A 12,339-nucleotide genomic window follows, 5' to 3' on the forward strand; every position below is an offset into this window, starting at 1 on the left:
TTCGTGCCGCGCGAAGCCAAGACACGATGCGCGTCATGGAATGGCGCGCGAGACAGGCTTCTCGACTTCGCTCGAAGCGAACGGACATTGGGTCGGTCAGGCAGCGCCGACCGACCGGATGAGCCGGCTTATTTCTTCTTCGCGGCCGGCGCAGGCTTTTTGGGCGCTGCGGCGGGCTTCTTTGCCGCAGGGGCCGGCGTGCCGATGATCGAAGGCGCAGGCGCGGGCGGCAGCGGAGGCGCAACAGTCACCGGCGGCTTTCCGTCGCTTTCGATCGACGCCTGAAGGATCACGCTGGGGTCGGCCGGCGGCTCGCCTTCATGGATGGCGTCGACATATTGCATGCCCTCGATCACGCGGCCGAAGACGGTATATTTCTTGTCGAGCTGCATGCGCGGCAGGAAGACGATGAAGAACTGGCTGTTGGCGCTGTCTTCGCTCTGGGCGCGGGCCATCGACACGGTGCCGCGCAAATGCGGCATCGGATTGAACTCCGCCTTCAGGTCGGGCAGCTGCGAACCGCCGGTGCCGTCACCCTTGGGATCGCCGCCCTGCGCCATGAATCCGGGGATGACGCGATGGAACTTCAGGCCATTGTAGAAGCCCTGGCGCGTCAGCTCCTTGATCCGCTCCACATGATTGGGTGCGATGTCCGGGCGCAACTGAATGCGCACGCGGCCGCCGCTCGACAGGTCGAGATCCCAGATATTCTGCGGATCGGCGGGCACGGTGGCCGGTGGCAGCTTGGTAGCCGGGTCAGCCTCCAGCGACTTCACATTTTCCTGTGCGCGCACGGCGGCTTCCGCCTTCTTCATTTCCTCGGCATTGCCGCCCCCGCCACCCTGGGCAAAGGCCACGCCGGACGCGGAGAGGGCGAAGCCGATCGCCACGGTCTTGAGCGCGCTAGTCAAACGCATGAATGAGGCTTTCCTTAAAACAAACTGGCCCGATGGGTCGCACCGCCCTGATAGCGCGCTGATCGCGATTGGCAACTGAACGCAGGCTGAAACGAGGGAGTCCTTTTGCAAAATGCGCGCGGATCATGCCGCTATGCCGGCATTTAATCGCCCTTGCGACCCAGCTTCTCGACCCGTTCCACCACTTCGTCGCGCACGGCGGGGCTGACGAATTTATGGATCGGCCCGCCATAGAGCGCAATTTCCTTCACCAGCCGCGACGCGATCGGCTGAAGCGAGACGTCCGCCATCAGGAAGACGGTTTCGACCCGGCCGTTAATCTGCTGGTTCATGCCCGCCATCTGATATTCATATTCGAAGTCGGCGACGGCGCGCAGGCCCCGGATGATGACGCTGGCGCCCTGCGATTCGGCAAAGTCCATCAGAAGCGAGTTGAAGCCGGTGACGACGATTTCCGTGTCGATCCCCGCGCATTCGCGGCGCACCATGTCCAGCCGCTCCTCGTCAGAGAACATGGGTGACTTGCTGATGTTGGTGGTGACGCCGATCACCAGCTTGTCGACCAGCTTCGCGCCGCGCCGGATGATGTCCATATGCCCCAGGGTAATGGGATCGAAAGTGCCGGGATAGACGCCGATACGCTGCTTGCTCATGGGTTTAGCGGTCCCTCTCCACGATATAGTCGGCAATGGCGCGCAGCAGGTCCGCCTCCGCACCATAGCCATGCAGATGCGCCTTTGCCTGCGCGACCAGCATATGGCCGCGCTCGCGCGCCGGCTCCACGCCCAGCAGCGAGACGAAGGTTTCCTTGCCGGCCGCTGCATCCTTGTTCAGCGCCTTCCCGGCCAGATCCGGGTCGCCCTCAACATCCAGCAGGTCGTCTGCAATCTGGAAGGCGAGGCCAATGTCGCGGGCATAGCCATGCAGGCCGGTGCGCGCCTCATGCGGCAGGCGCGCCATGATCGCCGCCGCTTCCACGCAGAAGGCGATGAGCGCGCCGGTCTTGAGATTTTGCAACCGGGTGACGGTGGCGAGGTCGAAACGGGTGCGTTCCGCCTCCAGATCCATCATCTGCCCGCCCGCCATGCCGGCCGGCCCGCTGGACAGCGCCAGCGCCTTGACCAGTTCGACGCGCACGAAGGGGTCGGGGTGGGTTTCCTCGTCCGCCAGCACTTCGAACGCCAGATCATGCAGGCAATCGCCCGCCAGGATCGCCGTCGCCTCGTCAAAAGCCTTGTGCACCGTCGGCTTGCCGCGGCGCATGTCGTCATCGTCCATCGCCGGCAGATCGTCATGGATCAGCGAATAGACATGGATGCATTCGATCGCGAGGCCGACGCGCAGCGCCGAATCGCGCGAGATATTGAACAGGTCGCTCGCCGCCTGCACCAACAACGGCCGCAGCCGCTTGCCCCCGCCGATCGCGGCATGGCGCATCGCTTCATAGAGGCGGCGGCGCGGGTCATCCGGCACGGCCAGCAGGTGATCGAAAGCCGAGTCAATGTCCGCCGCGACGCTGGCGGCGCGCGCTGTGACCAGAGCGGTTGCGGAGGCGCCCCCTCCCCCGGCCATGTCGCTCAATCCGCGCCGAAGGGCTGGGCGCCGGTGACGGCGCCATTGGCGTCGACCGTCAGCTTGGCGATGCGCGCTTCGGCCGCCTGAAGCCGCTCGGCGCAGCGTTTTCGCAGCTCTTCGCCCTTGGCATAGAGCGAAATCGACTCATCGAGCGGCACGTCCCCGCTTTCGAGGCGGCGCACGATCTGCTCCAGCGCGCGCAGCGCATCCTCGAAGGACAGGGTCGAAAGATCGGGGGTGGTCACATCCTCAGCCATGCCCCTGCATTGGCCGCGCCCACGCGCCCGGTCAAGCCCGCGCCCGGCTTTTATGCCGGGGGAAGGATGCGCGGTCGCGGCCGCGTCATCATGGCGTCATGATGTCTGATCAGGGGGCATGGCGGAAAAAGCGTCATTTTGCGTTGACCCCCATGTTGCAGTTGCACATAACAAGGACCGCTATGAAACAATATCTCTCCCTGATCGCCGTTGCGAGCATCGCCCTTCTGTCGGCCTGCAACAAAAGTGACGAACCCGAAGTCGTCGGCGGCCCCGCCGACCCGATGGCGGCCCAGCTGGCCAATGCCGCGCCGGTCGAGCTTCCGCCTTCGGTCAAGGCCAACAAGCAGTATCGCTGCAAGGACAACAGCCTGATCTTCGTCGACTTCATGAGCGACGACAAGACCGCGCTGCTGCGCACGGAAAAGAACGGCGCCGCCACCTCGCTGAAGGCTGCCGAAGCCGGCCAGCCCTTCACTGCCGAAGGCGGTTTCGAGGTCAAGGGTGCAGGCGACGACGTCACCATCACCGTGCCCGGCAAGGGTGCGCAGGCCTGCCACGTCTAAGCCAGCGCTTTCCTTCGGTTTCAAACAGGGTCGGACCTTCCCTAGGGTCCGGCCCTTTTCTTTTGCCAGTCGCTCCCGGATTGGCCAGGCCGCTTGAGAACCGCTTCCAGGCGATCCTGTAGCGCCACCGGCAGGCGTGCCTGCGTCACCGCGCCATCGGGCCAGTGTGCGCTCGACAGCCGGGCCTGCGCCGCGCGACGACGGCGATCGACCGCATCGGCCAGACGCGGGTCGCGCCGCCACAAGGCGCGAAAGCGTGGGTCGCGCTGCATCGCCGGCGGGAATGGCGCATCGCCATAGGGCAGCGACGCCAGCCAATAAACCGACATGGCCTGCAACGCCCGGTCAAGCAATTCGATGGCGCGATCAAATCGGCCGGCACAACCATATTCGATCGCCAGTATGAAGAGAATGTCGTCCCGCGCGCGGCCGCCGATCGTGGCGCCGCTCAGGCCCGCTCCGTCATAGCTGGCGAGTTCCGCATCTAAAATCGCAAGCAGCGCCAGCGGACGCCCGGCCATGGCGTCCAGCGCCGCACGGCATCGCCCGATCGTCCAGTCGATCGCCGCATTGGCGAGCGCTCCGCTTTCCAGCCGTCGCAGATAGGTTTGCAAACCCGGCCGATCGTGCCGCGCCACCAGCAGATAATAAATTTCGTAGAGCAGGAAATAACTGTCCGGCCGCACCTCCAATTCTCTGTAATAGAGCGTCATCGCCGCATCATGCCGCCCGGCCAGCGACAACATGCGCGGCAAGGTGATGCGATGCCATAAATGGACGTCCGCCAGCCGTTTAAGCGTCAGCGCATGATCCATGCCGGCCACGCTGTCGCCCAGCGTCGCCAGCAAATGAGAATAGGCCCAGTGCGCGTCGATATTGGCGGGATCATTGGCCAGCGCATGACGGAACAGGGTCGCTGCATCATCCCATCGCCAGCTGAAGCGGCGATACATGTCGGCGATCCGGGTCATGACCGCCGCGTTCGCCGGGTCGGTCCGCAGCGCCCGGCGGAGCAACTCCATCGCCCGGTCCACCCGTTGCTGGGTGGTCAATGCCTGCGCGACGATCGCATGGGACCAGCCATTGCGGGTCAGGTCCGCCATTACGACCAGCCCGCCGGGATTGTCCGGCGCCAACGTCAGCGACCGTTCGGCCAGCGCGGCCGCCTTGTCGGCCAGATCCTGCGCCTGATCTTTTTGCCCCGTCAGGAGCAGTTCGCGCACATCGTCGCACAAGGCGCGCGCCGCCTCGCTCAGGCGATAGGCTTCGGGGTCGCCGCGCATGGCAACGGCCGTCGGACTGACCGGCCGGATCGGCAATCGCAGCACCAGTTGTTCGATGAGAGCGGCGGACGCGTCGCGCTGCACGTCGACCAGCGCCGATGCGGCCGCGTCAAATGCGCCCGACCAGAGTTGCTGATTGCCAACGCCATCGGTCAGGCTGAGCGAAAGGCGCAGGCGATCGGGCGCGGGCCTGACCAATGTTCCATCGACGCGATAGCTTGCCTCTGTGACATCGGCGGGAACCGCGCCCTGCTCAGCCGCCTGCCCCGCCACCCGCAGGCCCGGCACGCGGGTCAGGTCGCCGCGCAGCGCGTCGACCGTCGTGCGCGCGATCATGCCCAGTGCAGGGTCGCCTGCATCGATCGCCAGGGCAGAGATGGCCAACAGCCGATCGGCGGAAGCGGCGACGGACGAAAAACCTGCCCCACGCAGGCCCCAGGCCGTTGCAGCCGCAGCGACTCCAGCGCCAGCGGCCAGAGCAAGAAGCGTGCGCCGGTCAGGCCGCGTGATCGAAGCGGGATGCTCCGCAACATCAACAGCCGCATCCTGCTCTGCGGGATCATCGGCCACGGTCAGGCGATAACCAATGCGTGGCAGCGTCTCCATCTGGAAGCTGCCAGCCGCGATCCCGCCAGCCAGCAGGCGCAGATGCGAAATCACCCGGCTGACCGCATCATTGCTGACCAGCCGCCCGCCCCAGCAGGCCGCAATCAGTTCATCGCGGGTGACGATCGCCCCATCCGCCTGCGCCAGGGCAACCAGAACCTGCATCATGCGCGGTTCGATCGCCTGCTGCGCGCCAGCATCGTTGCGGATCAGGCAATGGGCAGGCTCCACCTGCACCGCCCCAAGCCGGAACGGCGCTATCCGCGCGAGCAGGATCGGGTCGCCATTTCCAGTCGGATTCATCGCCATGTCCCCCGCTCCTCCTTGGCGCTTTGGTCAGGGGGGATCAAGTCGATCGCCCCGGCGCCGTTGCCCCCGATCGGGAAATCGCCCCGCGGCATCGGCCGCTACGCCGAAAGATCGGCATTTCATCGGCAAAAGATCGGCGTTCCCAATCTGGCCAAAAAGGCCGGATTTGCGGCAAAATCTGTCCTGTAATCGAGCGGTTGGGGCGGATTGTGACATGGCGGACGGGCATTGGCGACGGGATGTGGGAAGCTGGCTGGAGGAGTCGTCTGCAACAGGACCGACCGACTTTGATCTGGCTATCGATCAGGCGCTGGAGCGGGTTGAACTACGCCTGCCGCTGGCGCGCATGCGGGCGGACGATGATGAAAACGAGTCTGTTCCTGATCGGCGCCCGCCAGACCATCCAACGCGATCCCGGCTCCTATGGACCGGCGGCATCGGGTTGCTGGCGCTTGGCGCCATGGCATGGGCGATGATCGCCGCGCTCCCCCTGCTCGCGGCAAGAGCCGAATATTTCGCGCAGGCCGGTGCCGCCGCCCTCGCCCGATCCGTCTCGCCCGAACCGGCCCCGCAGCGATGGCCGGAATGATGCCGACAGCCGCTTTCCATATTCCTCTCTCCTGAACAGGCCATCATGACTGACACTCCACTCAATCCGATCGCCAAGGCGGCCCGCTTCCAGTCGCTCGACGTCCTGCGCGGCTTTGCTGCCCTTGGCATATTGCTGATGAACATCCCGTCCATGGGCCTGTCCTGGGACAGGGCGCTCCCGCCCTTGCCGGTCCAGTGGAACGCCGACTGGATCGCCGTCGTCATCCAGCAGCTTGCCTTTAATGGCGTGATGCGCGGCCTGTTCACGCTGCTGTTCGGCGCGGGGATGATCGTGATGCTGACCCGCCCTGATCCGGCCCGCGAGGAGGCGGCGCACAAAGCCTATTTCGCCCGCTGCTTCGCCCTGATGCTGTTGGGCTTCGTCAATTTCGCGATCTTTCTGTGGCCGGGCGAAATCCTCTTCTCCTATGGCCTGTGCGGGCTGGTCCTTTTCCTGTTCCGTAAAGCGGACATACGCCTGCTCGGCATGGCGGCGGCGTTGTCGCTGATCCTGATGCCGATCGGCCTCCACCATACACTGTCGGACAGAATAGCGATGCTTAAACTGGCTGATGCCGCCGTCGCCGCAAAAGACGCCGGGAAGAAGCCCGGCAAGGAGGAGGCTGAAGCGCTCAAGACCCGCGACGAGAAGATCCGGGAAGCGCTGTCGCCGCAAACGCAGGCGAAGGAACGCGCGATCCGCACCAGCCTGAAGACCCTGCCGGAATGGAGCCTGGAAAAATGGTCGGAGATCAGCCTGACCGGCCCCTTCACCGTCTGGTTCCAGCTGGAAACGCTGGGGTCCATGCTGCTGGGCATGATCCTGTTCAGGATCGGCGTGCTGACCGGGCGGCGATCCACGCGCTTCTATGCCCTGATGGCGGCGGGCGGGCTGATCCCCGGCCTTGCCCTGCGCGGTGCGGTGGAGATCGTTTTGTGGCGCAATGGCTATATTCCCACGGCCGATGGCGTAACGCTGCAACTCTGGCTCTATCAGCCTGCGCGTCTGTGCATGATGATCGGCATGCTGGGGCTGGTGATGCTGCTCCTGAAAAGCGGCGCGCTCGGACGGCTAGCCAGTCCGCTGGCGGCGGTGGGGCGCACGGCGCTCACCACCTATATCGGGCAATCGGTCATCACCTCGATCCTCTTTTATGGTCTCGGCTTTTATGGCCGCTTCGGCTTTGCCCAGTTGATGGGCCTGTGCCTGCTCATCTGGATCGCACAGTGCATGATGAGCATGGCCTGGCTGCGGCGGTTCGACATGGGACCGGCCGAATGGCTGCTGCGATCGCTGACCTATGGCCGCTTCACGCCGATCGGCCGGCGCAATGCGACAGGCGCAATGCCAACCGGCGAAGCGACCGTCTGAATAGCCGCCATGGCCGCGCCCGTCCGGGTGCGGCCATTCCGCCTTCGTGCGCACGCCCGCCATTGTGATTCGGTCTCGCCCTCGCTAAAGGCGCGCACATGTCCAGCACACCGCCCCAGATCACCCCGGAAGTCGTCGCCGAACATGGCCTCAGCCCGGAAGAATATGACCGCGTATTGAAGGCGATCGGCCGCGAGCCGAACCTGACCGAACTCGGCATATTCTCGGTCATGTGGTCGGAGCATTGCTCCTATAAATCGTCGAAGATCCATCTGATGAAGCTGCCCACCAAGGGGCCACAGGTCATTTGCGGTCCGGGCGAAAATGCGGGCGTCGTGGACATTGGCGATGGACAGGCCGCCATCTTCAAGATGGAAAGCCACAACCACCCGTCCTACATCGAACCCTATCAGGGCGCGGCGACCGGCGTCGGCGGCATCCTGCGCGACGTCTTCACCATGGGCGCGCGCCCGGTGGCGAACATGAACGCGCTGCGCTTCGGCCGCCCCGATCACCCCAAGATGAAGCATCTGATCGCCGGCGTCGTGCATGGCATTGGCGGCTATGGCAATTGCGTGGGCGTGCCGACCGTGGGCGGCGAGGTGAATTTCCACCCCGCCTATGACGGCAATATCCTGGTCAATGCGATGACCGTGGGCGTCGCCGACACCGACAAGATCTTTTATTCGGCCGCCAGCGGCGTCGGCAACCCGATCGTTTATGTGGGTTCCAAGACCGGCCGTGACGGCATCCATGGCGCGACCATGGCCTCGGCCGACTTCGGCGACGACGCCGACGCCAAGCGCCCGACCGTGCAGGTCGGCGATCCCTTCACCGAAAAGCTGCTGATCGAAGCCTGCCTGGAACTGATGGCGTCGGACGCCATCGTCGCCATTCAGGATATGGGCGCGGCTGGCCTCACCTCCTCCAGCGTCGAAATGGCGTCGAAGGGCGGCGTCGGCATCCACCTCAAGATGGATGACGTGCCGCAGCGCGAAACCGGCATGACCACCTATGAAATGATGCTGTCGGAAAGCCAGGAGCGCATGCTCATGGTGCTGAAGCCCGGCCGCGAGGATTTCGCCGAGGCGATCTTCAAGAAGTGGGAACTGGACTTCGCCGTCATCGGCCATGTCACCGACACCGGCCGCATGGTGCTGGAGCACAAAGGCGAGATCGTCTGCGACATTCCGCTCGCGCCGCTGGCTGACGACGCGCCGCTCTATGATCGCCCCTCCATGCCAAAGGACGAGTATAAGCTCTGGTCGAAGGTCGAAGCGCTGGGCGAGATCGCCGAAAGCGCCGACATTGGCGCGGACCTCATCACGCTGATGGGCAGCCCCGACATCGCCAGCCGCCGCTGGATCTGGGAGCAATATGATCACATGGTCGGCGCCGACACGGTGCAGCGCCCCGGTGGCGACGCCGCAGTCGTGCGCGTCCATGGCGCGCAAAAGGGCATTGCCATCAGCACCGACTGCACGCCGCGCTATTGCTATGCCGATCCCTATGAAGGCGGCAAGCAGGCGATCGCCGAATGCTATCGCAACCTCAGCGCCGTGGGCTCCACCCCGCTGGCCGTCACCAACTGCCTCAACTTCGCCAACCCGCAACGCCCTGAAATCATGGCGCAGCTGACCGGCTGCCTGGAGGGCATGGGCGACGCCTGCCGCGCGCTCGACTTCCCGATCGTATCGGGCAACGTCTCGCTCTACAATGAATCGAAGGCGACCGGCGGCGGCTCGGCGATCCTGCCAACCCCGGCGATCGGCGGCATCGGCTTGCTGAAGGATGTGGACGTCATGGCGACGGTCGCGTTCAAGACGGAAGGCGACGCGATCTGGCTGATCGGCGGCGAAGGTTCGCATCTGGGCCAGACCATCTGGCTGCGCGAAATCGCCGGCCGTGAAGCCGGCGAAGCGCCCAAGGTGGACCTCACCGCCGAACGCGCCAATGCCGACATCGTCCGCGCCCTGATCGCAGAAGGCAAGGCGACCGCCGTGCATGACATCGCCGATGGCGGCCTGATCGTCACGATCGCGGAAATGGCGCTGGCCGGCAAGATCGGCGCGACGCTGGACGTCGCTCTCACCACCGCCTCGGCCTTTGGCGAGGATCAGGGCCGCTATGTTGTCACCACTGCCGCCGATGCAATCGTGCCAGGCGCGGTGAAGATCGGCGCCGTCGGCGGCGACAGCGTCGCGGGCGTTTCGGTCGAAGCCCTGCGCACCGCGCATGAGGGCTTCTTCCCGGCGCTGATGGACAGCGAACTCTGAAAATCGGCGGTGGGAGGGCGTTCACGCCAACCCACCGCTGCCCCGTCCCGATGATAGCCGCTTTTTGATAGCGCTATCAAAATGCCTCTCTTATGCTGGTCGAAACAGGATGGGAGAGGAATTTTGGGTCCAGCATCACGCGCCGCCATCTGGCTGCTCATGGCCATGTCGTCGTCGGCGACGCCCGTGCTCGCCGGCCCGGCCCGGTTCGACGATTTCCGCTATGACGGGCATGCGCAGGAGCGCGTAACGCCCGCGCCCGGCGAATATCGCAATCCGATCCTGTCGGGCTATTATCCCGATCCGTCGATCACCCGCGTCGGCGACAGCTATTATCTCGTCAATTCCTCCTTCGCCCATTATCCGGGCCTGCCCGTCTTCCAATCGACCGACATGGTCCACTGGCGACAGATCGGCAATGCGATCGACCGGCCGAACCAGTTCGACTTTTCCGGGCTGCGCACGTCGCGCGGCATGTTCGCGCCCGACATTTCCTACCATGACGGGCTTTTCTATCTGGTCGGCACCTGTATCGATTGTCGGGGCAATTTCGTGATGACCGCGCGTGATCCGGCCGGGCCATGGTCCAACCCGACATGGTTGCCGTTCGAAGGGATCGACCCATCCATCTATTGGGAGGGCGACCGCGCCTTCATCGTCAACAACCGTCCGCCCGATGAGACACCCCGCTATGATGGGCACCGCGCCATCTGGGTGCAGGAGTTTGACTGGCGCGCGCTGAAAATGACGGGACCATCGACCCAGATCGTCAATGGCGGCGTCGACATTGCCCAAAAACCCGCCTGGATCGAAGGGCCGCATCTGCTGAAGCGCGACAATTATTATTATCTGATCGCGGCGGAGGGCGGCACCGGTGACAAGCATAGCGAAGTGGTGTTCCGATCGCGCGACCTGCGCGGGCCGTTCACGCCCTATGCCGGCAATCCGATCCTCAGCCAGCGCAGCCTGTCCCCCGATCGCGCCCATCCGGTGACGTCGGCCGGTCATGCCAAGCTGGTGCAGACGCAGGCGGGCGATTGGTGGGCAACCTTCCTCGCCACCCGCCCCTATGGCCCGGACCTCTATAATATCGGGCGTGAAACCTTCCTATTGCCGGTCCAATGGCGCGATGGCTGGCCGCATATCCTGCCCGATGGCGCGCCGATCCCCTTTGCCGCGCCGCGCCCGAAGCTGCCAACCAGCCAGACAGACGCGCCGCCGACCAGTGGCGATTTTTCCTATCGCGCCGATTTCAGCGGCACGCGGCTGGACCCCGCCTGGATCGGCCTACGCACCCCGGCCCGCCCCTTCTATCGGCTGGAGGGGCGCGCGCTGGTGATCGACGGGAGCAGCGCGATCGGCGACCTGTCCGGGGCGCCGGCCTTCATCGGGCGGCGGCAACACCATCATGTCGCGACCATTTCGACCCGGCTAAGCTATCGCCCCGATGCCGCTGGCGACCGCGCCGGGCTGGTGGCGATCCAGTCGGACCGCAATATGCTGTTCTTCGGCGTGGAGCAGCGGGACGGCGCACCGCATATCATCCTGACCGCGCGGGAGGGGGCGGACATGGACCGTCTGATCGCCACCGCGCCGATCGATCCGGCCAACCCCGTCACCCTGACCCTGCATATGGATGGCGGGCAATTGCGCGCCATCTATGCCAGCAAGGGCAAGGAGCGGCTGCTGGCGGACAAGGTCGACATACGCTTCCTCAGCACCAAACAAGCCGGCGGTTTCGTCGGCACGATCGTCGGACCCTATGCCTGGGCGGCGCGCGTCACCCGGCCCAGCAGCAACTGATAGACGTCGCGCCCGCCCGCCGCATCATAGGCCGCCATCACCCGGCGCAGCGCCGCCGGGCCGAGCGGCCTGCGCCCCTCGCCCGGCACCACCGCGCCAATGCCCTTCAGATGCGCCAGCAAAGCGCGCGCTCCCCTGCCCTCCAGCGCCACCGTTTCCTCAAAGGCGAAGGCGTCTTCTTTCCCCGCCAGCATCGCCCGCAACGCATCGAGCGAGGGATAATCCGGCACGCCGCTCTGTTCGCCACAGGCGGCATGGGCGGCCCGCCAGCCCGCAAAGCTGCCCTGCCCCATGGTGGAGAAGATCAGGCTGCCGCCCGGCCGCAACAATCCGGCCAGCCGCGCGATCGCAGCCGGCAGATCATCAAACCACTGGAAAGCCAGACTTGACAGGATCAGGTCGAACCATGGCCCGTCGAACGGTGGCGCTTCGCCGTCCATCGCCAGAAAGCGCCCCGCCACCCGGCCGGCGGACGCCGCCTGCGTCAGCATGCCCGGCGCAATATCGGTGGCGATCAGTTCCGCGCCCGGCCAGCGCATCTGAATGTCGCGCGTCAACAGGCCGGTGCCGCAACCCACTTCCAATATGCGCGCCACGCCATCGGGCTTTTGCCGCACGGCAATGTCCGCGACCAGCGCCGCCGCCAGCCGCTGCGGCCCGGCATGGACCTCATAATGGCCGGCCGCTGCGCCGAACGCGTCGCTTATTCGTTGCTTGCGGCCATCGATCATGGCTAGGCGCATGGCAGAGACGGTTCGGCTTGGCCAGTATTTCAGGGAAACGC

11 protein-coding genes are annotated in these 12,339 nt (G+C 65.2%); 5 read left to right on the forward strand and 6 right to left on the reverse strand.

Annotated features, from left to right (window positions below; translation table 11 throughout):
* Positions 1–128: 128 nt before the first annotated feature.
* The 4 genes from ACFOKF_RS12840 to ACFOKF_RS12855 all read right to left on the reverse strand — a co-directional run bounded on the left by ACFOKF_RS12840 (position 129) and on the right by ACFOKF_RS12855 (position 2,749).
* Positions 129–917, reverse strand: coding sequence for a peptidylprolyl isomerase (locus ACFOKF_RS12840; protein WP_380796087.1), 789 nt, complete (start codon positions 915–917; stop codon positions 129–131).
* Between the two features lie 143 nt (positions 918–1,060).
* The gene (coaD, locus tag ACFOKF_RS12845; protein ID WP_298401401.1) at positions 1,061–1,570 is read right to left on the reverse strand and encodes a pantetheine-phosphate adenylyltransferase; all 510 of its coding nucleotides are present in this window, start codon (positions 1,568–1,570) and stop codon (positions 1,061–1,063) included.
* A gap of 4 nt (positions 1,571–1,574) precedes the next feature.
* Positions 1,575–2,489 carry a polyprenyl synthetase family protein gene (locus tag ACFOKF_RS12850; RefSeq protein ID WP_380796089.1) on the reverse strand — a complete coding sequence of 305 codons (915 nt, stop codon included), beginning with the start codon at positions 2,487–2,489 and terminating at the stop codon, positions 1,575–1,577.
* Between the two features lie 5 nt (positions 2,490–2,494).
* Complete coding sequence (locus ACFOKF_RS12855; RefSeq protein WP_298401406.1) at positions 2,495–2,749, reverse strand: exodeoxyribonuclease VII small subunit; 255 nt, start codon at positions 2,747–2,749, stop codon at positions 2,495–2,497.
* A 182-nt stretch (positions 2,750–2,931) separates the two neighbouring features.
* Between ACFOKF_RS12855 and ACFOKF_RS12860 the strand changes: the two genes are divergently transcribed.
* Complete coding sequence (locus ACFOKF_RS12860; protein WP_380796091.1) at positions 2,932–3,315, forward strand: hypothetical protein; 384 nt, start codon at positions 2,932–2,934, stop codon at positions 3,313–3,315.
* 41 nt (positions 3,316–3,356) lie between these two features.
* Here the strand turns inward: ACFOKF_RS12860 and ACFOKF_RS12865 are convergent, their stop codons facing one another.
* Entirely contained in the window at positions 3,357–5,513 is a 2,157-nt protein-coding gene (locus ACFOKF_RS12865) for a winged helix-turn-helix domain-containing protein (protein ID WP_380796092.1), read from the reverse strand.
* Between the two features lie 214 nt (positions 5,514–5,727).
* On the opposite strand from ACFOKF_RS12865, the gene ACFOKF_RS12870 reads away from it, so the two are divergent.
* From ACFOKF_RS12870 to ACFOKF_RS12885, 4 genes are all read left to right on the forward strand, one after another.
* On the forward strand, positions 5,728–6,102 hold the full coding sequence (locus ACFOKF_RS12870; RefSeq protein WP_380796094.1) for a hypothetical protein: 375 nt from the start codon (positions 5,728–5,730) through the stop codon (positions 6,100–6,102).
* Between the two features lie 45 nt (positions 6,103–6,147).
* On the forward strand, positions 6,148–7,476 hold the full coding sequence (locus ACFOKF_RS12875) for a DUF418 domain-containing protein (protein WP_380796096.1): 1,329 nt from the start codon (positions 6,148–6,150) through the stop codon (positions 7,474–7,476).
* A 98-nt stretch (positions 7,477–7,574) separates the two neighbouring features.
* Complete coding sequence (purL, locus tag ACFOKF_RS12880; RefSeq protein ID WP_380796098.1) at positions 7,575–9,752, forward strand: phosphoribosylformylglycinamidine synthase subunit PurL; 2,178 nt, start codon at positions 7,575–7,577, stop codon at positions 9,750–9,752.
* Positions 9,753–9,911: 159 nt separating this feature from the next.
* Positions 9,912–11,555, forward strand: a complete 1,644-nt coding sequence (locus ACFOKF_RS12885) for a glycoside hydrolase family 43 protein (protein WP_380797789.1) — start codon at positions 9,912–9,914, stop codon at positions 11,553–11,555.
* Here ACFOKF_RS12885 and ACFOKF_RS12890 read toward each other — a convergent pair.
* The gene (locus ACFOKF_RS12890) at positions 11,513–12,286 is read right to left on the reverse strand and encodes a methyltransferase domain-containing protein (RefSeq protein ID WP_380796099.1); all 774 of its coding nucleotides are present in this window, start codon (positions 12,284–12,286) and stop codon (positions 11,513–11,515) included. The two genes, ACFOKF_RS12885 and ACFOKF_RS12890, sit on opposite strands and share 43 nt — an antisense overlap.
* Between the last annotated feature and the right edge of the window lie 53 nt (positions 12,287–12,339).

This window comes from Sphingobium rhizovicinum, from assembly GCF_042647625.1.
Classification (GTDB): Bacteria; Pseudomonadota; Alphaproteobacteria; order Sphingomonadales; family Sphingomonadaceae; genus Sphingobium; species Sphingobium rhizovicinum.